This is a genomic window from Mycolicibacter virginiensis (genome assembly GCF_022374935.2).
GTDB lineage: Bacteria > Actinomycetota > Actinomycetes > Mycobacteriales > Mycobacteriaceae > Mycobacterium > Mycobacterium virginiense.
In genome coordinates this window covers 824,258-845,898 of the sequence record NZ_CP092430.2, presented here as the reverse complement: position 1 = coordinate 845,898, position 21,641 = coordinate 824,258, and the positions used below count along the sequence as shown (strand labels likewise).

At 69.1% G+C, this 21,641-nt stretch carries 21 protein-coding genes; 2 read left to right on the top strand and 19 right to left on the bottom strand.

Annotated elements, in window-relative coordinates; genetic code table 11:
• Window positions 1–29 precede the first annotated feature (29 nt).
• The 3 genes from MJO54_RS04150 to MJO54_RS04140 are packed head-to-tail and all read right to left on the bottom strand — an operon-like array spanning window position 30 to window position 3,465.
• Window positions 30–1,361, bottom strand: coding sequence for an amidohydrolase family protein (locus tag MJO54_RS04150; RefSeq protein ID WP_240175694.1), 1,332 nt, complete (start codon window positions 1,359–1,361; stop codon window positions 30–32).
• A complete protein-coding gene (locus tag MJO54_RS04145) occupies window positions 1,355–2,551 on the bottom strand; it encodes a CoA transferase (RefSeq protein ID WP_051190181.1) in 1,197 nt (398 codons plus the stop codon). Before MJO54_RS04145 ends, MJO54_RS04150 begins: the two co-directional genes overlap by 7 nt.
• Window positions 2,521–3,465: an enoyl-CoA hydratase/isomerase family protein gene (locus MJO54_RS04140; protein ID WP_240175693.1), complete on the bottom strand. Its 945-nt coding sequence runs from the start codon at window positions 3,463–3,465 to the stop codon at window positions 2,521–2,523. The genes MJO54_RS04145 and MJO54_RS04140 overlap by 31 nt, the downstream gene beginning before the upstream one ends.
• A gap of 105 nt (window positions 3,466–3,570) precedes the next feature.
• Here MJO54_RS04140 and MJO54_RS04135 point away from each other — a divergent pair, with 105 nt between their 5' ends.
• Window positions 3,571–5,094: a class I adenylate-forming enzyme family protein gene (locus tag MJO54_RS04135; RefSeq protein ID WP_240175692.1), complete on the top strand. Its 1,524-nt coding sequence runs from the start codon at window positions 3,571–3,573 to the stop codon at window positions 5,092–5,094.
• Window positions 5,091–5,393 carry a hypothetical protein gene (locus MJO54_RS04130; protein WP_065152840.1) on the top strand — a complete coding sequence of 101 codons (303 nt, stop codon included), beginning with the start codon at window positions 5,091–5,093 and terminating at the stop codon, window positions 5,391–5,393. Before MJO54_RS04135 ends, MJO54_RS04130 begins: the two co-directional genes overlap by 4 nt.
• Here MJO54_RS04130 and MJO54_RS04125 read toward each other — a convergent pair.
• The 16 genes from MJO54_RS04125 to MJO54_RS04050 all read right to left on the bottom strand — a co-directional run bounded on the left by MJO54_RS04125 (window position 5,390) and on the right by MJO54_RS04050 (window position 21,550).
• Entirely contained in the window at window positions 5,390–6,043 is a 654-nt protein-coding gene (locus MJO54_RS04125) for a hypothetical protein (RefSeq protein WP_064887891.1), read from the bottom strand. The genes MJO54_RS04130 and MJO54_RS04125 overlap by 4 nt on opposite strands.
• Before the next feature lie 25 nt (window positions 6,044–6,068).
• Complete coding sequence (locus tag MJO54_RS04120) at window positions 6,069–6,593, bottom strand: hypothetical protein (protein WP_064887920.1); 525 nt, start codon at window positions 6,591–6,593, stop codon at window positions 6,069–6,071.
• A 20-nt stretch (window positions 6,594–6,613) separates the two neighbouring features.
• Window positions 6,614–7,228 (bottom strand): TetR/AcrR family transcriptional regulator, encoded by a 615-nt coding sequence (locus tag MJO54_RS04115; protein WP_046282600.1) that lies wholly within the window; start codon window positions 7,226–7,228, stop codon window positions 6,614–6,616.
• Between the two features lie 115 nt (window positions 7,229–7,343).
• Complete coding sequence (locus MJO54_RS04110; protein ID WP_064887893.1) at window positions 7,344–8,492, bottom strand: acyl-CoA dehydrogenase family protein; 1,149 nt, start codon at window positions 8,490–8,492, stop codon at window positions 7,344–7,346.
• A 10-nt stretch (window positions 8,493–8,502) separates the two neighbouring features.
• Window positions 8,503–9,648: a thiolase family protein gene (locus MJO54_RS04105; protein ID WP_064887895.1), complete on the bottom strand. Its 1,146-nt coding sequence runs from the start codon at window positions 9,646–9,648 to the stop codon at window positions 8,503–8,505.
• 4 nt (window positions 9,649–9,652) lie between these two features.
• Window positions 9,653–10,453 carry an enoyl-CoA hydratase/isomerase family protein gene (locus tag MJO54_RS04100; RefSeq protein WP_046282603.1) on the bottom strand — a complete coding sequence of 267 codons (801 nt, stop codon included), beginning with the start codon at window positions 10,451–10,453 and terminating at the stop codon, window positions 9,653–9,655.
• On the bottom strand, window positions 10,453–11,676 hold the full coding sequence (locus MJO54_RS04095) for a CaiB/BaiF CoA transferase family protein (protein WP_240175691.1): 1,224 nt from the start codon (window positions 11,674–11,676) through the stop codon (window positions 10,453–10,455). The genes MJO54_RS04100 and MJO54_RS04095 overlap by 1 nt, the downstream gene beginning before the upstream one ends.
• The gene (locus tag MJO54_RS04090; RefSeq protein WP_065152834.1) at window positions 11,676–12,434 is read right to left on the bottom strand and encodes an SDR family NAD(P)-dependent oxidoreductase; all 759 of its coding nucleotides are present in this window, start codon (window positions 12,432–12,434) and stop codon (window positions 11,676–11,678) included. The genes MJO54_RS04095 and MJO54_RS04090 overlap by 1 nt, the downstream gene beginning before the upstream one ends.
• Window positions 12,434–13,612: an acyl-CoA dehydrogenase family protein gene (locus MJO54_RS04085; RefSeq protein WP_082977598.1), complete on the bottom strand. Its 1,179-nt coding sequence runs from the start codon at window positions 13,610–13,612 to the stop codon at window positions 12,434–12,436. The genes MJO54_RS04090 and MJO54_RS04085 overlap by 1 nt, the downstream gene beginning before the upstream one ends.
• Window positions 13,613–13,674: 62 nt before the next feature.
• A complete protein-coding gene (locus tag MJO54_RS04080) occupies window positions 13,675–15,381 on the bottom strand; it encodes a thiamine pyrophosphate-binding protein (protein WP_240175690.1) in 1,707 nt (568 codons plus the stop codon).
• 24 nt (window positions 15,382–15,405) lie between these two features.
• Window positions 15,406–16,398 carry an acyl-CoA dehydrogenase family protein gene (locus tag MJO54_RS04075; protein ID WP_240175689.1) on the bottom strand — a complete coding sequence of 331 codons (993 nt, stop codon included), beginning with the start codon at window positions 16,396–16,398 and terminating at the stop codon, window positions 15,406–15,408.
• Complete coding sequence (locus MJO54_RS04070) at window positions 16,395–17,558, bottom strand: acyl-CoA dehydrogenase family protein (RefSeq protein ID WP_240175688.1); 1,164 nt, start codon at window positions 17,556–17,558, stop codon at window positions 16,395–16,397. Before MJO54_RS04070 ends, MJO54_RS04075 begins: the two co-directional genes overlap by 4 nt.
• Window positions 17,555–18,337, bottom strand: a complete 783-nt coding sequence (locus MJO54_RS04065) for an enoyl-CoA hydratase/isomerase family protein (RefSeq protein ID WP_065152830.1) — start codon at window positions 18,335–18,337, stop codon at window positions 17,555–17,557. Before MJO54_RS04065 ends, MJO54_RS04070 begins: the two co-directional genes overlap by 4 nt.
• Window positions 18,334–19,251, bottom strand: coding sequence for an acyl-CoA dehydrogenase family protein (locus tag MJO54_RS04060; RefSeq protein WP_240175687.1), 918 nt, complete (start codon window positions 19,249–19,251; stop codon window positions 18,334–18,336). Before MJO54_RS04060 ends, MJO54_RS04065 begins: the two co-directional genes overlap by 4 nt.
• Window positions 19,248–20,417, bottom strand: coding sequence for an acyl-CoA dehydrogenase family protein (locus MJO54_RS04055; RefSeq protein WP_240175686.1), 1,170 nt, complete (start codon window positions 20,415–20,417; stop codon window positions 19,248–19,250). The genes MJO54_RS04060 and MJO54_RS04055 overlap by 4 nt, the downstream gene beginning before the upstream one ends.
• Window positions 20,414–21,550 carry a CaiB/BaiF CoA transferase family protein gene (locus MJO54_RS04050; protein ID WP_240175947.1) on the bottom strand — a complete coding sequence of 379 codons (1,137 nt, stop codon included), beginning with the start codon at window positions 21,548–21,550 and terminating at the stop codon, window positions 20,414–20,416. Before MJO54_RS04050 ends, MJO54_RS04055 begins: the two co-directional genes overlap by 4 nt.
• Between the last annotated feature and the right edge of the window lie 91 nt (window positions 21,551–21,641).

Here is a 21,641-nt window from a genome sequence, read left to right as displayed (position 1 = left end):
TCTCGAAACTCGCAAACTATCTAGCCAGGCTACCGACCGCCGTGGACCACGGCACCGGCGACGATCGTGAACGCCACCAGGTCGGCGTCGAGGGCAAGCGGATCACCGCTGAGCACGCATAGGTCACCAGGCTCACCGACGGCGATGCGGCGCGGTGTGGCGGGCCGATCGCCATGGCCGGTGAACCCCTGCAAGGCGGCACCAGCCGAGATCCGCTCCCCCGGCCCCAGCACGGCGCCGCTGGGCGTGGTCCGGTGGACAGCGGCGCGCATGGCCGCCCACGGGTCACCGTCGCCGAAGGGCGTGTCGGTGGACAGCGCCACCGGAATCGCGTTGCGCTGCAATGAGGCAACCCGCCACAGTTCGTGCTGGCACTCGGGTTCGATGGTGGCGAGGTAGTCGTCGCCGCGCTCGGCGACGAAGTTGGGCTGGGTGACGACGGTGATCCCGAGTGCGGCGAGGTCGACCAGCCGGTCCTCGGGTACGACCGCCGCGTGTTCGATGCGGTCGTCGGGGTGCGCTCCGGCGGCCTGCCATGCGGCGATGGCGACGGTAAGCTGGGCGTCGGTGACGCAGTGCAGTGCCACGCCGTGGTCGCGAGCGTGGTTGTCGGACACCGTGTTTAACAGCGCATCCAGATCCAGGGTTGCGTCGTCGAGGATGATCTTGGCCGGCCCGAGGGTGATCCCGGAGGCAGCGGCGGCCCCGGCCGGCGCCATGCAGTGCAGCCGCTGCAGCAGTTCGCCGCCGCCGCGCGCGCCGGCGAACGCGGCGATGTCGGCGTCGCCATGGCCTGGGGTGGCGTCGGTGATTCCGGTGACGCCGCGGGCCGCCAGCTGCCGGCTCAACCGGGCCAGCGAGGGTTCGCGGCGTGGGAGCCGGGGCGCGGGATCGCCGTGGGCGCGCAGCAGTCGCCCGTCAGGCCGGTCGGCCATCCCGGTGCGGGCCAGGCCGGCCGAGTTGAGCACCCACAGCGCGCCGCTGCGGTGCGCCACCCGCACCGGTAACTGCGGTGCGAAGCGGTCCAGCAGTGCGGCGGTGAGTTCGCCGGCGACGGATTCGTGGTAGCCGTAGCCACGCACCCAGCCATCGGAGCCGGGGGTAGCGGCCCGCAGTGCGACGGCCAGTTCGTCGAGGGTGCGCACCTGCGGCGGACCCAGGCACACCGAATCGAGCGCCGCGGCCGCCGACCGCAGGTGCACGTGATGGTCGTGCAGTCCGGGAATCACGGTCGCATCGCCTACGTCGAGGACGTCTTCGCCGCGGCGTGCCGTCAATGCCGGTGCGATTTCCTCGATGGTGTCGCCGAGCCGGATGTCGACCCGCGACCCGTCGAGCAGTACCGCTCGCTGGATCAGCACCGCGCCGCCATGAGATCGCGGATGCGGGCGTTGTCGGCACCCAGCGCCGGCCCGGCGCCCTCGATGCGGGGACAGGGCGGCGGTAGGGCCGAAACCTCACCAGCCGGAGCGTGTTTCGGCGAGGCGGCGTAGTTGGCGGCGACGGCGGCCAGCGCCACCGTGATCACCTCGCCGCCGCCGCGCGCCAACGAATCAGCTACCGCCGCAGCAGCTTCGATCCCGGTCAACGGGTCGGCGATGGCGTCTCCGCAGAACACCGGGCCGCCATCGGCGTCGCAACCCACCAGGCCGCCGGCGACCGCGGCGTCGTCGCCGAACCCGACGTAGCCGCGCTCGGCACCATGCGCGGTGATCTGCAGCCATACCCGTCCGGGCCGGCCGGCCACGTCGAGCGGGCCCAGGCCGCGGCGGGCCAGGGCGGCCGGTCGCGAGCCCTCCAACACCACATCGGCGGCCGCCAACAACTGGGCCAGATCCCGGGCATCACGGTCGAAATCCAGGGCGCAGGAAAGCTTTCCGCTGTTCATCCAGTCGAAGAAGGCGCTGGTTCCGACGCGGGTGCCGTCCGGGCGCGACGGACTTTCCACCTTGATCACCGTCGCCCCAGCCTGGGCGAGCAGACGCCCGCACAACGGCCCGGCCCACAGCGAAGTCAGGTCGACGACAAGCGCACCGGCCAGACCGCGGGCCGGGCCCGGCGGGCCGACTCGGCGCACCACCGGCGCTCCGGGGGCGGTCTCGCCCAGCGCGGCGGCGGGCAGATCCAGCAGCCGCGCCCGCGCCACGACCTCGGCCACCGGCCGCGCCGAAGACCAGCCGGTGATCCCCGCCCATGGATCGGAGCACTCGGATTCGATCAGGGCGGGCACCGCGTCGAGGTCGTCGGCGCGCGAGAGCGTGAGCGCCCACCTCCCGTCTGCTGCGGCCAGCAACCGCGAGGCTCCCCCGGCCGAGACTCGCCCGGAACGCGTCCAGCCCAGCAGCCCGGCTCGCCCGGCCAATAGCTCCGCGGCATCGGCCCCCACACCGGTCGCAGCGCTGAAGCGGCGCAGTACGTGTGTGGCGCGCTGCAGCACCGCGGCCCGGGAGAAATCCGGGCGGCCGTCGGGCTGACCGGTCAGCCAGGCCAGCCCGGACGCACCCCAGGCTTGCTCGGCAGTCACGACACGATCTCGTCGACCAGGCCCCATCGCAGCGCGGTCGCCGCGTCGACGGTGCGGCCGGACAGGATGAGATAAGCGGTGCGCCATCGGCCGATGCGGCGGGTGACGCTGACCGTGCCGCCCGCGCCCGGGATCAGCCCGAGGCTCAGCTCGGGCAGACCCAGCACCGTGGCCGGGTGTGCTCGCACCCAGCCGCAGAAGGCGGCCATCTCCAGGCCGCTGCCCAGCACCTGGCCGTGGATCTCGGCGCGACAACGCGCGCCCAGCCGAGCGGTCAGCGCGTCCAGCGCCAGCGCCGGGCTGTGCCGGGTGCGGGCCACGTGGGCGCTGGGCACATCGGTGAACCCGCCGAACTCGGCGAGGTCGCCGCCGCTGCAGAACGACGGTCCGACTCCGCTGAGCACCACTTCGTCGATCGCGGGGTCGGCCGCGGCCACGGCCAGTCCGTCGAGCAGAACGGCCCGCGTCGCGTTGTCGAAGGCGTTGTGGCGCTGCGGCCGGTTGAAGCGCAGTCGCAGGGTGTCGCCGTCTCGGTCGAGCAGCAGCGGGTCGGCGATCTTCGGCACGGTGGTCGGGCCGCGTGCCGCCAGCCAGTCGGCGAACTCCGGGCCGGCTTGCAGTACCGAGTAGGCCAGCGATTCGGTGACCACCCCGGACCAGGCCGGCGCCCCCGGGTCCACCGCGCGAAGCACGTCGTCGCAGATCGCCGCGGCTTGCGGCCAGCGCGCGCAGCGCTCGGCGACCTCGGCCAGCGCCTCGGGCACCGAGGCGACGGTGATCACCCGGCGGTCCGTCGTCGCGGACTCGGTGAGGGTGAAGGTGGCGTGTTGCAGCCAGTGTTCGGCGTGCGCGGTGTCGAAGCGAGCACCTGTCGCGATGGCGATCCCGGCGCCGGGCGCGGCGTCGGGCACAGCGGCTTCCAGGTCGACCGTTTCGATCATGTTGCACGTGAGCGTACCCAGCGGCGGTGTTGCCACGGCCCGTACGATATCGAAACTACCGAAAAATGATAATGTCGTTCTCATGGCTGTTCGGAGGGCGCAACGGTGAGCATTTCGCTGCTGCTGGAGATGGCGGTATCCGCCGACCCGGATCGGGTTGCGGTCGTCTCCGAGACCACCCGCTACACCACCGCGGAGCTCAACGCCCTCGCCGACGCCGGCGCGGGAGTGATCGAGGAGACCGGCGCCGGCAGCGTGGCCTACGTCGGGATGGGTGGCGACATGCTGCCGCTGCTGCTGTTCTCCGCGGCGCGCTCCGGGCGGCCGTTCGCACCGCTGAACTACCGGCTCAGCGGCCAAGCGCTGCGCGAGCTGATCGAGCGACTGCCGCAGCCGCTCGTCGTGGTCGATAAGGAATACCGCGACATGATCGGCGAGGCCGGCGATATCGGCGTCGCGGTAATCGATTCCGACACCTTCTGCGCCCGCGCTCAGACCGCCACGCCCACGGTACAGTGGCCCGACCCCGACGACGTGGCGGTGGTGCTGTTCACCTCGGGGACCACTTCGGCGCCCAAAGCCGTTGAGCTGACGCACAATAACCTGACCAGCTACGTGACACAGACGGTCGAGTTCGGCTCCGCGGATCCGTCGGATGCCGCACTGATTTGCGTTCCGCCGTATCACATCGCCGGCGTCGGCGCGGCGCTGAGCAATCTCTACGCCGGTCGCAAAGCGGTCTATCTGCGCCGGTTCAGCGCCTCGGAATGGATCCGGCTGGTCAACACCGAGGCGGTGACCACCGCGACCGTGGTCCCAACCATGTTGGAGCGCATCGTCTCCGAGCTGGAATCCCGCCCGACCCCGCTGGCCACTCTGCGCAACCTCGCCTACGGCGGCTCCAAAGTGGCACTGCCGCTGGTGCGCCGGGCACTGGACCTGCTGCCCGAAGTCGGCTTCGTCAATGCCTATGGTCTGACCGAGACCAGTTCGACGGTCGCGGTGCTGACCCCCGAAGACCACCGAACCGCCTACGCGTCCACCCAGGAAGCCGTCCGCAAGCGGTTGGGGTCGGTCGGGCGCGCGGTGCCCGGGATCGAAGCCGTCATCCGCGACGACGAAGGCCGGGTGCTCGAAGCCGGACAACCCGGCGAGCTGTACGTGCGCGGCGAACAGGTTTCGGGCAAATACACCGGCATCGGATCGGTGCTCGACGCCGAGGGCTGGTTCCCCACCCGCGACCTTGCTGTGCTCGACGAGGACGGCTATCTGTTCATCGTTGGGCGCTCCGACGACACCATCATCCGGGGCGGGGAGAACATCGCCCCCGCCGAGATCGAGGACGTGCTGGTCGAACATCCCGAGGTGCGCGAAGTCGCGGTGGTCGGCGCGCCCGACCCGGAGTGGGGACAGATCATCGTCGCGTGCGTGGTACCGGTACCGGGTGCGTCGCCGGATTCCGAGGCCTTGCGCGAGTATGTTCGACAGCAGCTGCGCGGATCCCGCACCCCGGACCGGATCGTCTTTCGGTCGGAGTTGCCGACCACCCCGACCGGCAAGGTGTTACGCCGGGAACTCGTCTCTGAAATCGACGCACTGCAAACCGCCAATGCCGAAGGGGCGCAATGATCAAGTCCGGCACCCGCCTGAAGAGTCAGGTCTGCGACACCCAGGTCATCGTCGTCAAGACCGCCGACAGCCTCGATGATCTGCGCGCCGGCGGCGCCCCGATGGTGCCGCTGGACGACACGACTTCCGGTGGGGCAACACTGGACCCGGACTTCTCGGGCGGCGCGGTGATGGGCAAGCGCTACGTCGACGACGCCGGCGCCGAGGTGCTGGTGACCAAGGCCGGCGCCGGAACCTTGAGCATCGGTACCGTGCCGCTGAGCATCAAGGAAGCCAAGCCGCTGCCGGCCAGCGACTAGCTGGCCGGCTCGTCGGCCGCTTCGGATTCGTCGCCGACGCGCATCAGATGCGCCAGGCGCCCGACGAACACCGGCGGGTAGATCCCGACGCCGGCTCGGGTGATCCACTCGGAGGCGAATTCGGGTTCGTTGATCCACTGCCCGGCGCCGAGCTCGTCGTCCGCTTCCTGCAGCATGAAGATCTCGCGCGGGTTGTCGAAGGCCTGGAATATCAGGATCTTTCGGATACCGGCCGCGGTGAAGTGTTTCTCGGTGGCATGAACGTGGGAGATCAACGCCTGGGTGTCGCCGACTTCGGCCACTGCTGCGACGACGACACCCGGCGGTTCAAGCTGCGGGTCGGTGAGATCGATGCGCTCCACCAATGATCCGGCGAATACCGCCGGGATGTCGCTGACGCCGACGGCGTCGAACCAGGCCATGAAGGCCTCATCGCGCAGCAGGTCGACCACCGGCTGCGCGGCGTGGATCGCCATCACCGCCAGCACCCGGCCCGGATCCACGGTCGAGGTGTAGACCAGCACGTGATGGGCGCCCAGGTGGGCAAGGCTGTCGCGGTGTCGCTGCATCAGCGGCCAGACCTTGGCCGGATCCGGCACCCGATAGTCGGTCACCAGCACCAGGGAGCGGGCCAGTGGGTCAGGCGTCATTTCGGTCGCGCGCTGCCCGCGCCCCTCAGCTGGCTGGGCTCAGGTCCGCCGCGACCGAGGTACATGCCGCCGGCCCGCAGCGGAACGTCTCGATGTGGGCGTCCCAGGCGTGCGAACTCGCCGGGTCGATGCCGGCTGCACGCAGCGCCTGCGCCTTGAAGGCGCGAGCGGCCGCGCTGAGCCGATGGTGGCGGGCGTCGACGTCGCTGTCCAATTCGGCCGGCACGTCGCCCCACAACGTCACCTCGGTGCTGCTGTGCTCCAGGGCGTCGATCACGCCCTGGCGTACCTGAGCGTGGCCGTCGAACATCTCGGCGCACACCGCGATGGTCTGCGGGTGCGGCCAGTGCTCCCACTGGGTGAGCACCGATGCCAGGTCCAGCACCTTGGCGCCGAGGATCTCCAGGGGCCGGGTGTCTTGCTCCTTGGAGGCGTCATCGATCAAGACCGTGACGTCCCAGCCGGCCGTCGCGCGGTCATAGAGCCAGCCGCCGGCGGCCATCACGACGTCGACGACGCTGCGGCCCACGATGTCGAACCGGTAGCGCATGTCCTGCTCCCCGGCCCCGCTCACCGCCGGGCGTCCTTTTCCTGCGGAGCGAAGTCGCGGGCCAACGTTTCCGCGTACCCCGCGAACACTTCGGTCAGAGGTATTGAGGGATCCAGCAGCCATGACATCTCCATTCCATTGATAAAGGCGATAATCTCCGCGGCCTTGGCGGTCGCGTTGAGGTCTGTGCGGTAGCGGCCGTCGTCCATGCCGCGCCGGATCAGGTCGGCCACGATCTCCAGCGCGCTGCGGTACCGGTGCAGCATCCGGTCGTGCAGCGGCGCCTCGGGCAGGACGTTCTCGGCGAGCAGCACGGTGAACGTGCCGACCAGCTCGGGCGCCCGGGTGAACCGCTCGGCAACCCGCTGGATCTCCTCGATGAGGTCGCCGCTGCGGTCGGCGTGAATGTCGTCGTCGGCGTCGCGGGCATCGAGCACCGCGTGCAGCAGCTGCTCCTTGGAGGCGAAATGGTGCAACAGGCCGGCGGCGCTGACGCCGGCGTTGCGGGCGATCTGCGCCAGCGAGGTGTTGCGCCAGCCATTACGCGCCAGCAGGTGCTCAGCCGCCAACAGAATCCGCTGCCTGCGGTCCTCGCCTTTGGCGAGGAGTGTGGCGTACGGCCGGGGTGACGTCACCGGTCTCCTTCGCTTAACCAACCAAGTGAACACACAGTAGGTTGGTTAGGCCTGCTGTGACAAGGGTCTCATCAAACAAATTTTGGTTACGCGCTCACAAACGTGGGGTCCCGGCCTACAAACCCAGCGACTTGGCGACGATCATCTTCATCACCTCGCTGGTCCCGGCATAGATCCGGGCCACCCGCGCATCGGTGTACAGCCGGGCGATCGGGTATTCCATCATGTAGCCGTAGCCGCCGAACAGCTGCAGGCAGCGGTCGATGACCCGGGCCTGCATCTCGGTGCAGAACAGTTTGGTGCGGGCGGCGTCGGCGCCCGACAACACTCCCTCGACGTGGTCGGCGACCGCCCGGTCGAGCATGCACTGGGCCGCCTCGATCTCGGTGGAGACCGCCGCCAACTCGAACTTGGTGTTCTGGAACGACGCGACCGGCGAACCGAACACGTTGCGGTTCTGGACGTAGTCGATGGTCGCGGCCAGGGCTGAGCGGGCCTGCGCGACCGACCCGACCGCCACCGTGAGCCGCTCCTGGGCGAGGTTGTGGCCCAGGTAGCTGAAGGCCTCGCCGTCGGCCCCCAGCCGGTTGGCCACCGGCACCCGCACATCGGTGAAGGACAACTCGGCGGTGTCTTGGACCTTGCAGCCCATCTTGTCCAGCTCGCGGCCGCGCTCGAAGCCGGCCATGCCCTCCTCGACCACCAACAGGGTCAGCCCGCTGCGACGGTTGTCGGGGTCGGTCGAGGTGCGGGCCACCACGATCACCAGGTCGGCCTGGATGCCGCCGGTGATGAACGTCTTGGCGCCGTTGAGGATGTAGTCGTCGCCGTCTCGCACGGCCGTGGTGCGCATCCCGGCCAGATCCGATCCGGTGCCGGGCTCGGTCATCGCGATCGCGGTGAGCAGCTTGCCGGCCGCCATCCCGGGGAACCAGCGCGCCCGCTGCTCGTCGTTCGTGTAGTGCAGGAAATACGGCAGGATCACCTCGAGCTGGGTGCGCACCGTGGACAGCGTGACCAGGGCGCGCGCCGCCTCTTCTTGCAGCACAACGTTGTAGCGATAGTCCTCGACGCCCGCGCCGCCGTACTCCTCGGGAATGGCCATCCCCAGCATCCCCAGCGATCCCAGGTGCTCGAACACCTCGCGGGGCATCCGGCCGGCCTTCTCCCAGTTGGCGTATTCGGGCACCACGTGCTTCTCGACGAAGTCTCGGGCCAAGGCCCGGAATGACTCGTGGTCTTGCGTGAACAGGTCGCGCCGCATGAACAGTCCCCTAACCACACAGCTCGACGATCGTGGCGTTGGCGGTGCCGCCGCCTTCGCACATGGTCTGCAGGCCGTAGCGAATCCCGTTGTCGCGCATGTGGTGAATCATCCGGATCATCAGCACCGCCCCCGATGCACCGAGCGGGTGACCCAATGCGATCGCCCCGCCGAGTGGGTTGAGCCGCTTGGCGTCGGCGCCGGTCTCGGCCAGCCACGCCATCGGCACGGGGGCGAAGGCCTCGTTGACTTCGAAGACGCCGATCTCGTCGATGCCCAGTCCGGCCCGCTTGAGCACCTTCGCAGTCGCCGGGATGGGCCCGGTGAGCATCAGCACCGGGTCGGCGCCGGTTACCGCGCCGGCGGTGTAGCGCACCAGCGGGGTCAGCCCGCGCCGGGTGGCCTCGTCCTCGCTCATCACCAAAAGCGCTGCGGCGCCGTCGGAGATCTGCGACGAGTTGCCGGCGTGGATCAATCCGTCCGCACGGAAGGCCGGCTTGAGCCCGGCCAGCTTCTCGGCGGTGGTGCCGCGGCGGATGCCTTCGTCGGCGTCCACCACGCCGCCGTCGGTCGCGACCGGGACGATCTGATCGCGGAACGCACCGATGTCCTGGGCGGCGGCGGCCAACTCGTGCGAGCGCGCCGAATACTCATCGACCTGGGCTCGGTCGAAACCCCATTTCTCGCAGATCATCTCGGCGCCGACGCCCTGGTTGAACACGAAACCGTCATAGCGGGCCAGTGCTTTCGGGCCGAAGGGTTCGCCGGTGGCCCGGGCCGCGCCGAGCGGAACCCGACTCATCACCTCCACGCCGCCGGCGACCACGATGTCCTGCTGGCCCGACATCACGGCCTGCACCGCAAAGTCCAGCGCCTGCTGGCTGGAGCCGCAGGCCCGGTTGACGGTGGTTGCCGGGACGTGTTCTGGCCAGCCGGCGGCCAGCACCGCGTACCGGCCGATGTTGGAGGACTGATCGCCCACCTGCGACACGCAGCCCCACACCACGTCGTCGACGATGCCGGGGTCGGTTCCGGTGCGCTCCATCAGTTCGTTGAGCACGATCGCGGACAGGTCTGCGGCATGCGTGCCGGCCAGCCCACCGTTGCGCTTTCCGACAGGGGTGCGCACCGCTCCGACGATCACCGTGGGTCGCATCTGACTACTCCGATCTCGTTGACTTCGGCGGCCACCCGCCGGTGAAGCGCGGCGGACGCTTCTCGGCGAACGCCGCATAGGCTTCCGCGGCATCGGTGCCCGCGAAGTTCACGATCTGCGCCCGCGCCTCATTGGCCAGGGCCTCGGGCAGGGTGGCATCGGCGCCCTGGTTGAGCAGCGCCTTGGTCTGCGCCAACGCTCGCGGCGGGCCGGCGGCCAGCCGGTCGGCGAGCTCGTCCACGAATTCGTCGATCTCGCCGGCGCCCACCACCCAGGTCACCAGGTTCAGCGCCTGCGCCTCGCCGGCGTCGATGGTCTCGGCAAGTAGTGCGAGCCGCTTGGCCTGTTGCAGCCCGACGAGTTTGGGCAGCAACCAGGATCCGGCCAGGTCGATCGAGAGCCCGCGCTTCGAGAAGATCTGGCAGAACGTCGATTCCGGTGTCGCGACCACCAGGTCGCAGCCCAGCGCCAGGTTCCAGCCGGCCCCCACGGCGACGCCGGTCACCTTCGCGATGGTGGGGATGGTCAACTCGTGCAGGGCCAGTGCGACGTCGGACAACCGGCGCAGTTTCTCCACCGGGTGCACCTCATCTGGTGTGCCGATGTCAGCGCCCGAGCAGAACGCCCCGCCGGCGCCGGTGATCACCAGGGCACGCAGGTCGGGGTCGTCGGCGGCGTCGCGCAGTGCGTCGCGCAGCACGCGCCACAACTCCGGGTTGATCGCGTTCTTACGGGCGGGCCGGTTCAGGGTCAGCGTCCGCACGCCATCACGGTCGGCGCGCAGCAGTACTTCGTCGGAAGCCATCAGCGCCCAGCCTGCCGTATGACACCGTCGGCGCGCAGGGCGACGATCTCCTCGCCGGTCAGACCCAGTTCGTCCAGCACCGTTTCGGTGTGCTCACCCAGGCCCGGCACTGCCCCCATCGGCGGCTGGTAGCCGGAGATCACCGGCGGCGGCAACAGCGACGGGATTGCGCCGGCCGGGGTATCGATGGTGTGCCAGCGATCGCGGTCAGCCAGTTGGGGATGCGCCAGCACGTCGCTGGGCGTGTTGTACCGGGCGTTGCCGATCCCGGCGGCGTCGGCGGCGTCCTGGATGTGGGCCAGGTCGTGGCGGGCGCACCACGCGGCGATCGCCTCGTCCAGGATCGCCCGGTTCGCGACCCGGTCGGCGTTGCCGGCAAAGCGTGGATCATCGGCGAGATCGTTGCGGCCCAGCAGTTCCCGGGCCAGCCGCTGCCATTCGCGGTCGTTGGTGGTGCCCAGCACCACGGTGTGCCCGTCCGCGGTCGGATAGGCGCCGTAGGGCGCCACCGCGGGTGAGCTCATGCCCAGCGGCTGCTGGTCGATGCCGGAGTGCCGCGCGTAGGTCAGGTGGTAGCCCATCATCTCGGCCATCGTGTCGAATAGGCTGACGCTGACCGATGGTGCCGGTGAATCCGGTTGGGCACCTGCTCCTTTGCAGCCGACCAGCAGCGCCATGATCGACAGCGCCGCGTAGAGGCCGGTGGTGACATCGGCGACCGGCGGGCCCGGTTTGGCCGGGGCGCCCGGGTTGCCGGTCACCGAGCACACCCCCGATTCGGCCTGCACCAGTAGGTCGTAGGCCCGCTTGTGCGACAGCGGTCCGCCGGTACCGTAGCCGTCGATCTCGACGGCGATCACGCTCGGGTGCCGTTGCGCCATCTGTTCAGTGGAAAGGCCCAGACGCGCGGTGGCACCCGGTGCGAGGTTGGACACCAGCACGTCGGCGCGGTCCAACAGCCGGTGCAGGACCTCGCGTCCCGCTTCGCTTTTCAAGTCCAGGGTCAGCGACTCTTTGCCTCGGTTGACCCAGACGAAGTGTGCGGCCTGGCCGTGCACCACGTTGTCGTAGTAGCGGGCGAAATCGCCGCCCTGGGGGTTTTCCACCTTGATGACCCGGGCGCCGAAGTCGGCCAGGGCGCGGGTGCACATGGGCGCCGACACCGCCTGTTCCAGCGCCACCACCGTGATGCCGGCCAGCGGCGCGGTTGAGGCCTGCGGCATCACATCACCATGCCGCCGTCGACCGGCAAGACCTGGCCGGTGACGTAGGAGGCGGCATCGGAGGCCATGAAGACGAACGCGCCGGCGACCTCGCTGGGCTCGGCCCAGCGCTTCATCGGGATGCGGTTCATCATGTTGGCCGCAAACTTCTCATTGGTGCGGATGGTCTCGGTCATCGGGGTCGCCGCCAGCGGTGCCAGCGCGTTGACGCAGATCTGTTTGGTCGCCAGTTCCCGGGCCAGCGACTTGGTGAAGCCGATCAGCGCCGCCTTGGCCGCCGAGTAGTTGACCTGCCCGAGGGTGCCGGTCAGGCCCGCCGCCGAGGTCACGTTGACGATGCGGCCGGTGCCGTCGGTGGGGATGTAGGGCAGCACCGCGTGGGTGCAGTTGAAGGCGCCGATGGTGTGCACATCGAGCAGCAGCCGCATCGACTCGGCGGTCAACTTCTCGAACATCGCCGGGCGAGTCACTCCGGCATTGTTGATCAGGATGTGGATCTTTCCGTCGGCCAGTTCCGCGGCCTTGGCGGCGGCCGCCTCGGCCGAGTCCCGGTCTGTGACATCGAGCGCCGCCGATGCGGCCCGGCCACCAGAGGCCGAAATCCGTTCGGCCACCGAGGCTGCCGCATCCCCGTCGACGTCGGTGACCAGAACCGCCGCCCCAGCTTCGGCGAGCGCGGCCGCGACCGCCGAGCCGATGCCTCCGGCCGCCCCGGTCACCACCGCGGCGCGCCCGGTCAGGTCGAAGTAGCCGGCCATCAGTAGCTCCTCGGCAGGCCGAGCACGTGGGAGCCGAGGAAGTTCAGGATCATCTCCTGGCTGACCGGGGCGATCTTCATCAGGCGGGACTCCCGGAAGAACCGGGAAATGTTGTATTCCTCCGAGTAGCCCATCCCGCCGTGGGTCTGCAGCGCCCGGTCGGCGGCCGCGAAACCGGCATCGGCGCAGAGGTATTTGGCCATATTGGCTTCGCGGCCGCAGGACTTGCCGTTGTCGTAGAGCCAGGTGGCCTTGCGCAGGATCAGTTCGGCCGCGTCCAGGCGGGCCAGCGAGTCCGCGAGTGGGAACTGGATGCCCTGGTTCATGCCGATCGGCCGGTCGAACACCACCCGCTCGTTGGCGTACTTGACCGCACGATCGAGCGCGACCCGGCCGATGCCCAGCGCCTCGGCGGCGATCAGCATGCGCTCCGGGTTGAGCCCGTGCAGGATGTAGGAAAAGCCCTTGCCCTCTTCACCGATCCGGTGTTCGGCCGGGATGCGCAGGTCGTCGATGAACACCTCGTTGGACGACACCGCGTTGCGGCCCATTTTGGTGATCGGCCGGATGTCGATGTGGTCACGGTCGATGTCGGTGAGGAACAACGTCAGACCGTCGGTCGGCTTGGCCGCCTCGTCACGCGGGGTGGTGCGAGTCAGCAGCAGGATCTTCTCGGACTCCAGGGCTTTGGAGATCCAGACCTTGCGGCCGTTCACCACATAATCACTACCGTCGCGCTTGGCGAAGGTGGTGATGCGGGAGGTGTCGAGGCCCGCGGTCGGTTCGGTGACGCCGAAGCACACGTGCAGGTCGCCGTGGGCGATGCGGGGCAGGGTTTCGGCCTTCATCTCGTCCGAGCCGAAGACCACGACCGGCTGCATGCCGAAGATCGACATGTGGATCGAGCTGGCGGCGTTCATCCCGCCTCCCGATCGCGCCACTTCCTCGGCCAGGATGGTGGCCTCGGTGATGCCCAGACCGTGGCCGCCGTATTCCTCGGGGATGGTCATGCCCAGCCAGCCGCCGCCGGCGACAGCGTCGTAGAACTCCTGCGGGAATTCGTGCGCCTGGTCCTTGGCCATCCAGTAGTGGTCGTCGAACTTCGCCGCGAGTTCAGCGACCGACTGCCGGATCAGCTGCTGATCCTCGGTCAGTTCGAAGCTCATTCCGCCGGACATGGTTTCCTCCAGCCCATCAGCGCGTGCACGTTGTTAGCCGGAAACGAGAATAGCATTCTCGTTTACTGGGTTCCTTCGGCGTACCAAGTACGGAACTCGGCGTAGTTGGGCATCTCCTCGGAGTTGGCCTTGGGGTCGATGCAGACGTGGATGACCGCGGTACCGCCGGCGGCGAAGGCACGCTCGATGGCCGGCCCGATCTGCGTTTCGTCGTCGACGAACTCCCCGCGTGCGCCCATGCCCTCGGCGATCTTGTCGAACCGGACATCCTTGCCCCAGTGCACACCGGGCTGCGGCGAGGGTTGCTCGAAGGTGCGCTTGTAGACGCCGACTTCCAGGCCCCATTGGTGGTCCACGCCCACGACGCAGACCAACGGCAGTCCCAGCCGGGCCGCGGTCTCCAGCTCGGCGATGTGAAACAGGAACGCCGAGTCGCTGGTCAGCAGCATCACCGGCCGCTTGCCGCCCTCGGCGACCGAGGCGCCCACGGCGTAGGGCAACCCGGTGCCCAAATGCCCGAAGTTCTGGTTCCACATGACGTCGTGCGGCTTGGCCTGCGAATAGGTCCATTGGAAGATCACCGTCGCGCCGCCATCGCGGACCATGATGCCGTCGGCGGGAAATGCCCGAGTGGCCTCGACCACGAAGCGCGCCGGGTGCACCGGGGAACGACCAGCCGGTGCGGTTTCGGCCAGTTCGGCCAGCTGGTCGGCGTCCTGTTTGATCCACCGGTCCAGGTCGCCGGAAGGGACGCGGGGATTGCCCTTGAGCTCCTCGACCAACTGCGGAACGATACCGCGCAGGTCACCCACCAGGGCTACGTCCACCGGCCGGTTCACCCCGATCGCCAGCGGGTCCTGTTCGACGTAGATCCACTTGCGCTCGGCGTTCTTGTCGGCCCAGTGCCGCGTGGTGCCGTAGTGCACCGGCTCGCCCAGCTCGGTGCCCAGCGCCACGCAGACGTCCGAGCCGGCGACGGCCTCGACGGCCGCGGTGGAGAAGCCGTACGGGAAGGTCCGTTCTTCCAGTCCCGGGATGAACGCGGTGCCACCGGAGGTCTGGATCACCGGGCAGGCCATCAACTCGGCCAGCTCGGCGACCGCAGCCGCACTGCGCGAGGTGTGTACCCCGTGGCCCACCAGCAGGATGGGGCTGGACGCCTTGCGGATGATCTCGGCGGCTTGCTCAACCTCGGGCGCGCCGGCTCGCTGATTCACCAGCCGGTAGCGGTGCGGCTCGGGCGGATCGGCGACGTCGAGCTCTTCGAGAATGACGTGCGACGGATATTCGATGTAGGCCGGACCGGGAGTGCCCGACATGGCGCGGCGGATAGCCTCGTGCACGATCTCGTCGGTCTGATCGGCGTATTCGATCGACGCGCTGTACTTCACCGACGGCGTGAAAAGCTCTTCCTGACGGACGAATTGGATGCGCCCGCGCCGCACCCGGCGCTCGGTGATGCGGGCGCGCTGCCCGCCTAGGAACACCACCGGGGAGTTCTCCACTCGCGCGCACATCATCGCCCCGGCGATGTTGGCCACCCCCGGTCCCAGGGTGCCGATGCACAGGCCCGGCCGGCCGGTCATCCGCGAGGCGGCCTCGGCCATGAAGCCGGCACTCTCCTCGTGGTGCGGTGCCACCACCGACCAACCCCGTTGTTCGGCCTCGACGAACATGTGCACGAAGTTGGGGTCGGGGATGCCGAACAGCGTGTTGACACCTTCGGCCTCGAATAGTTCTAGGATCCGGCGATAGACGGGCACACCCACAGTCGAAACTCCTTGCTTGACTTGTCAATACCGTTGAGCGAGACGACGACGGTGCGCTGCCGGGGATCCGAACAGCGACCGGTTGAACGTGGCGCGCTTCAGGTAGACGTGGATACCGCTCTCCCCCGTGTAGCCGATGCCGCCGTGCAGTTGCAGCGCTTTGCCGACCACGTCGACGGCGGCCGCACAGCTGTAGGACTTGGCCATGGCGACGGCCGCGTCGACGTCGGGTGCGTTGTCCACCACCGCTGCTGTGGCTTGACGCACCAGGGTGCGGGCCACCGTGACTTTCACCAACATGTCCGCACAGGCGTGTTTGACCGCCTGGAACGAGCCGATGGGCCGGCCAAACTGGGTGCGGGTCTTCGCATAGTCCACGGTGGCCGCCAACATCGCCTCGGCCAGGCCGAGGCTGTCGCAGGCCACTGCGACCGCGGCCCGATTGTGCAGCGCCGCTGTTCCGTTGGAGCGCAGCACCCCGTCGGCCTCGATGCCGTCGGCGGTCACGGTGGCGACGCTGCGGGTCTCGTCGAGCAGCGGTTGCGCGGTGACGGACAGGCCCCCGGCCACCACCACGACGTCGGCGCCGGTGGCGTCGATGGCCGGCACCAGCAGCCGGTCTGCCTCGGCGGCGTCCGGCACGAAGTCGGCATGTCCGGTCAGTCGGCCGTCGGCGGACACGGTGAACTCGCCCAGCACCGCGGCGGCGCGGATGGTGCCGTCGGCGATCCCGGCCAGCAGCGGGTCACGAACGGCGCTGTCGGCCACGGTGTTCAGCACGCCGACGGCCAGCACCGCGCCACCGAGGTAGGAGGTGCTCGCCGCAGCCCGGCCCAGCTCCTGGCAGATCACCGCGACCTCGGCGAAGCTCGCTCCCGACCCGCCCAGCTTCTCGGGTACTTCCAGCCCGACCCAGCCCGCCGCGACCAGCGTCTCCCAGCCAGCGTCTCGGGCAAGCACATCGGCGGCGACCGCACGCAGGTCGTCGTGCAGCTCGGCGAAATCGGTTGTGGTCACGGCATGCTCGGCTCTCTCGGCAGGCCGAGACCGCGTTCGCCGATGATCGTGCGCTGGATCTCGCTGGAGCCGCCGGGAATGGTCCACTCCCACGAGCCGATGAAGTCCAGCACCCACGATCCCGACTCCCAGCCGCTGGACAGCGGCTTGCTCAGCGCGGTGTGGGCCGCCGGCCCACCGATCTCGGCACCGAAATCGGTGAGCCGCTGCAGTAGCTCGCTGTAGAAAAGCTTCACGATCGAGGCGTCGGCGGGCCCGGCGGAGCCGGCTTCGACGTCGTGCACCAGTTGACGGCACATGCCGCGCAGGCCGGTGATCTCGGTCTCCAGCTGCGCGAGCCGGTCGGCCACCACCGGGTCATCGCTCGGCGCGGACTGCACCAGCCACCGAAAACCGGCGCAGCCCAATCGTTCGGCGAGCTCGAGCATGGTCATCCCGCGTTCGGCGCCCAGGGTCGCCTGCGCCACCTGCCAGCCGGCGTTCTCCGCCCCGATCAGGTTGGCCGCCGGGATCACCACGTCATCGAGGAAGATCTCGCAGAAATGCTGGTCACCGACGGCATTGCGAATCGGCCGCACCTGCACGCCGGGGCTGGCCATGTCGAGCAGGAAATACGAGATGCCTTTGCGTTTGGGAGCGTCCGGGTCGGTACGGGCCAGCAGCAGACACCACTGGGCGTGGCTCGCGCCGCTGGCCCACAGCTTCTGGCCGTTGACGACGTAGCGCTCCCCCACCCGCCGGGCAGTGGTGCGCAGCGACGCGAGATCGGAGCCGGCCTCCGGTTCGGAGAAGCCCTGCACCCAGATCTCGCCGTCGCAGATCGCCGGCAGATGCCGGCGGCGCTGCTCCTCGGTGCCCGCCGCCAGCAGGGTGGCCGCGGCGTGATGGATGCCGACGAACGCCAGCACCAGCCGGGGCGCGTCGTGGGCTGCCAACTCCTGATACAGCACCGCCTGATCGGCCACCGACATGCCGCCGCCCCACTCGCGTGGCCAGTGCGGCACCGCGAACCCGGCGCTGTGCAGGGTGGCGAACCAGCTGCGCTGGAAGTCGACGAACTCGCGCTCGCTCACGCCGGTCTGGGCGCGGCGCCAGTCCGCGGGAATGTGGTCGCGGCACCACTGGCGCACGTGAAGGCGAAAGTCGTTGTCGGCGGTCATGTTTTCCTCGCCCGCTCTGCGAAGGCGAGCAAGCGCTGCCGGTGTTCGTCGGACTTCATGGTCGTCACCTCGGCGGCGAACCCGGCTTGCAGCGGCCCGGCCAGCACCTGCGACAGATACATGTTGACCACCCGCTTGGTGCCCTGCAGCGCCTCGGGTGGCTGCGCCGCCAGCCGGGTGGCCAGCTGATGTGCTTGCGGCAGCAGTTCTTCGGGTGCCACTGTGCGGCTGGCCAGTCCGAGCTCGACAGCGGTGGCGGCATCGATGCGATCGCCGGTGTAGAGGTATTCGCGAGATCGCAGGATCGGGGTGAGCAGCGGCCAGAGGGCGGCTCCCCCGTCGCCTGCGACCAACCCGACCGCCACGTGCGGATCAGCAAGGTAGGCGCTCTGCGAAATCAACACGATGTCGCAGAGCACCGCCACGCTGCAGCCCAATCCGACGGCGGGGCCGTTGACGGCCGCGATGATCGGCAGCGGGAAGCGCAGCATCTCTTCGACGATCTGCGCCCCTTCGCGGATGCTCTCGTCTCGGGCGGCTTCGTCGTCGAGGAAGGTGGTGATCCAGTTCAGATCGCCGCCGGCGGAGAACGCCCGCCCGGCGCCGGTCAGCACCACGACCCGGACCGCCTTGTCGGCGGCCAGTTGGCGCCACACGTTGGCCAGGCCCCAGTGCAGGTTGGCGTTGACACTGTTCAGCTCGTCGGGCCGGTTGATCGTGACGGTGCGGACCGGGCCGTCGCCGGTCACTGTGATTTCCTGGGGCAGCTCGTATTTCATGCGTAGAGTCCCGTCAGTCCGGTCTGTTGAGCGCGGCGCGCCAGCCGGTCGCGGGTGGCCGACAGCCCCCACGGCAGGCGGCGCAGCGGCTGGCTGTAGCGCGACAGCCACGACAGTGCGGTCTCATCGCAGAACCCGACGGCGCCGTGCAGTTGGTGGCAGATGCGGAACACCACTTCGGCGGCTTCCAGCGCCGCCGATCGCAGCGCCAGCGCGTCATCGGTGGCTTCGGGTTGCCCGGTCGCGATACTCCACAGCGCGTATTTGGCCAGCATGTCCACCCCGGCGCGCTCCACCTCGGCGTCGGTGAGCTGGAACTGCACGCCTTGAAACGCCGACAGCGCCTGGCCGAACTGTTCGCGCAGCCGCACGTGGGAGATCGTCAGATCCATTGCCCGGTCCAGCATTCCCAGCAGCGTCCAGCAGGGCAGCGTCAGCGCCAGTGCGACATCCCCGGCGCCGGCGTCGTCAAGCCGCGCCAGGGTCAGCTCCGCCACCAGGGCCGGTCGAGCCTCCGACTGCCCCACCACGGTGCTGCGTATCCCGGCCAGCGTGACGGTGGCCCAGCGCTTCGACAGTCCGGCCACCACGCCGGCGGGGGCATGGTCGGCGACCACGATCAGCCCGTCAACATCGAGATCGGCCGGTGCGGAAAGGCATTCGGCCACCGGGTACGGCAGCGCCCAGTAGCCGGCGCTGCGACACAGCGCGGCGGCGGCTTCGAGTTCTTCGCCGTCGGCGCGGGGCTTCAGCTCGTCGGCTCCCAACCCGCGCAGGATCGGGCCGACCAATTGCTCGCGCAGGCTGGGGTCGGCGTCAGCGCGCAGCACCAGATCGTCGCCGCCGGCCGCTTCGAAGGCGCGGCGCGCCGCGTGCCCGAATTCTTGTGCGTCCGCCCCGAGTTCGAGATTCATCGCGCCTCCGCCAGCAGGGCGCGCGACAGCAGGATGCGCTGCATCTCGATGCTGCCCGAGGACACCGTGGCCGCTTGCGAGTAGCGCCAGTGGTCTTCGACCTCCTGGCGATACCACTGTGCCTGCGGGCTGTCGGGGACTTCGGCGGCGATCTCCATCAGGACCTCGGCGCTCTCCTGGTCCAGCCGGGTGACCGCGATCCGGTAGGCGGCGGCGTCACCGGGAGCTATGCGGCCACTGGCCTGTAGTGACACCACCCGGTAGGCCATCAGCCGGGCCCGCCGGCAGTGCGTGAGCATGCGCACCCATCGCGCGATCACCTCGCCGGGCAGGGTCTCCCAGCGCGGCCCGAGGGCATGCGGTGCCGCGGCGAGCAGCCGTTCGCAGCGCGCGTAGCGAGCGATTCCGACTCGCTCGAAGGCCATCACGTCGGCCACGATCGACCAACCGGAGTCGAGGTCGCCGAGTACGTCGGCATCGGTGACGCGCAGGTCGTCGAAGAACACCTCGTTGAGGTGATGCGGGCCCATCATGGTGCCCAGCGGCCGGACGGTGATGGCGGGGTTGTCCATCGGGACCAGGAACACCGTCAGGCCCTGCTGCTTCTTGGTGACCGACCCTTCACCGACCCGGGTGGTGCGCACCAACAGGAAGCACCACTGCGCCATAGTCGCGTAGGAGGTCCAGATCTTCTGGCCGTTGATCAGCCAGCCATCACCATCGCGGCGGGCGTAGGTGCGCAACGAGGCCAGATCGGACCCGGCTTCGGGTTCGGAGAAGCCCTGGCACCAGATCACCTCGCCGGCGGCGATCGGCGGCAGGTGGCGGCGCTGCTGCTCGGTGGTGCCGTGCCGCATGATGATCGGCCCGACCCAGTTCACCCCCATGTACTGCGCCCCGCGCGGCTCATGGTGTGCCCACATCTCCTCGCGCACCACGGTCTGCTCCCACACCGAGGCGCCCGCCCCGCCGAATTCCTCCGGCCAGGACAGACACAGCAGATCCTGCTCCGCGAGCACCCGGCAGAACCGTTGCGCTGCAGCAAGGTCTGCGGGGTCGTCGGTGAACGCACCCGGGAAGCGTTCGGGCAGCTCGCGTTCGATCAGTTCGCGCAGCTGGACCCGTAGTTCGCCGGCGCGCGTCCCCATGTCGAAGTCGAGCATCATGCCGTTTCCTGCTCGAGTCCGAGTTCGGCGAAGACCGCCGCGGTGTGCGCGCCGAGTTCCGGGGCCGCGCCGGCGACCCGGCCGGGGGTCCGCGACAGCCAGGTGGGCACCCCGGGGAAGCGGACCGGGCCGTTGGGGGTGTCCACGGTCTCGAACAGACCCACGGCGTTGAGGTGCGGATCGTCGAACAGTGCGCCGGGCGAATTCAGCGGGGCCGCTGGGATTTCCAGCTCCTCGAACAGCGCCAGCCACTGGGCGGTGGTGCGCTCTTTCATGGTCTGCGCCACCAGCCCATAGATGGTGTCGATCTGCCGGGCCCGCTGCGCCAGGGTGGCGTACTGGTCGCAAGCCCACGGCGGCTGCACCGCACCGATGAAGGCGTTCCAGTGTTTGTCGTTGTAGATCAGCGCGGCGATCTGGCCGTCGCTGGTCTCGTAGGGCCGCCGGTTGGGTGCCACGGTGCGCGGGTAGATCGCCGGGCCCAGCGGCGGGTCGAACATCGCGCCGTTGGCGTGTTCGACGAGCATGAATGAGGCCATGGTCTCGAACATGGCGACTTCGACTTCCTGGCCCTGACCGGTTCGTTCCCGGTGGAACAGCGCCATCATCGTGGCGTAGAGGGCGGTCAATCCGGCGATCTTGTCGGCCATGATGGTGCCGACGTAGTCGGCCCGGCCGGTGAGCTGCTCTTGCACCGCGGGCAGCCCGCATTCGGCCTGAATGGTGTCGTCGTAGGCGGGGCGGTCGGCGGCCGGGCCGCGGCGCCCGTACCCATAGCAGTTGGTGTAGACGATCCCCGGGTTGAGCGCGGCCACCTCGGCATAGCCCAGGCCCAGTTTGGCCATCGCCTTGGCCCGCATCGAGTGGATGAACACGTCGGCCCGGCCGATCAGTGCGGTGATCGCGGTCCGTCCGGCCACGGTGCGCAGATCCAGCACGACGCTGCGTTTGCCCCGGTTGACGTTGACGAACACCCCGCTCATATCGGGTGCGGGACCGGCCGAGATGTAGCGGGTGGCGTCCCCCTCCGGGGGCTCGACCTTGATGACGTCGGCACCCATGTCGGCCATGATCTGCGTGCAGTACGGGCCCATCACCATGGTCGTCAGATCGACCACTCGAACCCCGCTCAGCGGCCCGTGCGCCGGAGCCTCCCCAGCCGCCCCGTTGTCGCCCGCCATCATTTGTTCGGACAAAATACTCCGTTCTGCGTAATGCAGAACA

Coding starts and splice junctions, on each gene's coding strand:
- MJO54_RS04145 (WP_051190181.1), bottom strand. CDS start 2,551: ATGGGGCCTGGTCGACGAGATCGTGTCGTGACTGCCGAGCAAGCCTGG.
- MJO54_RS04140 (WP_240175693.1), bottom strand. CDS start 3,465: ATGATCGAAACGGTCGACCTGGAAGCCGCTGTGCCCGACGCCGCGCCC.
- MJO54_RS04130 (WP_065152840.1), top strand. CDS start 5,091: ATGATCAAGTCCGGCACCCGCCTGAAGAGTCAGGTCTGCGACACCCAG.
- MJO54_RS04125 (WP_064887891.1), bottom strand. CDS start 6,043: ATGACGCCTGACCCACTGGCCCGCTCCCTGGTGCTGGTGACCGACTAT.
- MJO54_RS04120 (WP_064887920.1), bottom strand. CDS start 6,593: ATGCGCTACCGGTTCGACATCGTGGGCCGCAGCGTCGTCGACGTCGTG.
- MJO54_RS04110 (WP_064887893.1), bottom strand. CDS start 8,492: ATGCGGCGCGACCTGTTCACGCAAGACCACGAGTCATTCCGGGCCTTG.
- MJO54_RS04105 (WP_064887895.1), bottom strand. CDS start 9,648: ATGCGACCCACGGTGATCGTCGGAGCGGTGCGCACCCCTGTCGGAAAG.
- MJO54_RS04100 (WP_046282603.1), bottom strand. CDS start 10,453: ATGGCTTCCGACGAAGTACTGCTGCGCGCCGACCGTGATGGCGTGCGG.
- MJO54_RS04095 (WP_240175691.1), bottom strand. CDS start 11,676: ATGCCGCAGGCCTCAACCGCGCCGCTGGCCGGCATCACGGTGGTGGCG.
- MJO54_RS04090 (WP_065152834.1), bottom strand. CDS start 12,434: ATGGCCGGCTACTTCGACCTGACCGGGCGCGCCGCGGTGGTGACCGGG.
- MJO54_RS04085 (WP_082977598.1), bottom strand. CDS start 13,612: ATGTCCGGCGGAATGAGCTTCGAACTGACCGAGGATCAGCAGCTGATC.
- MJO54_RS04070 (WP_240175688.1), bottom strand. CDS start 17,558: ATGACCGCCGACAACGACTTTCGCCTTCACGTGCGCCAGTGGTGCCGC.
- MJO54_RS04065 (WP_065152830.1), bottom strand. CDS start 18,337: ATGAAATACGAGCTGCCCCAGGAAATCACAGTGACCGGCGACGGCCCG.
- MJO54_RS04060 (WP_240175687.1), bottom strand. CDS start 19,251: ATGAATCTCGAACTCGGGGCGGACGCACAAGAATTCGGGCACGCGGCG.
- MJO54_RS04055 (WP_240175686.1), bottom strand. CDS start 20,417: ATGATGCTCGACTTCGACATGGGGACGCGCGCCGGCGAACTACGGGTC.